The organism is Stenotrophomonas maltophilia group sp. RNC7 (assembly GCF_030910085.1).
Classification (GTDB): domain Bacteria; phylum Pseudomonadota; class Gammaproteobacteria; order Xanthomonadales; family Xanthomonadaceae; genus Stenotrophomonas; species Stenotrophomonas sepilia.
Genome location: NZ_JAVFVN010000927.1, coordinates 1 through 555 on the forward strand (window position 1 = coordinate 1; position 555 = coordinate 555).

Here is a 555-nt window from a genome sequence, read left to right on the forward strand (position 1 = left end):
TTATTTCCTCGATCTGTTTGCGCAATATACATTTTTCCTGTTAAGTCGTAGCTCATGGTTTCTTTATTGCCATCGGGACCGATTCTATCCTTTAACAAGCCATTGAGATAGTACGTGCTTGCAGTAATGTTTCCTAGACCATCCTCTTCTTTAATAATATTTCCCACACCATCGTATTCATATCTCTTTGTAAATAAAGATGTTCCGTTTTTCTGGTTGTCAGCAAAGGCTTGTGCAGAAGTATATTGAACCACTCGATCCAGCACATCGTATTGGTATACTTGCCCGATGGATTGATCTGGGTCATTGGCACGGTATCCTTCACCATCGACTTCTTTAATCAGGTTTCCTCTGCCGTCGTAGACTCTGTAGGAGATGACGTCTCTAGCTGTACCGTCGAAGACCATAATCTTTATGAGGCGATTCAGTTCATCGTACTCATACTCTAGACCTGGAGCGGAGGCAATAGCAGTGCTAATATATCGAGCATCCACTTCCTTCTTTAGATTTCCGTTTTGATCGTATTCGTATCTAGTTGTATTTCCTAAGGCATCG

At 41.8% G+C, this 555-nt stretch carries 1 protein-coding gene; it reads right to left on the bottom strand.

The window, feature by feature from the left end; all coding sequences use genetic code 11:
* Nucleotides 1-555: hypothetical protein (locus RCF13_RS23635; RefSeq protein WP_308141599.1), on the bottom strand; the 555-nt coding region annotated here is incomplete at both ends.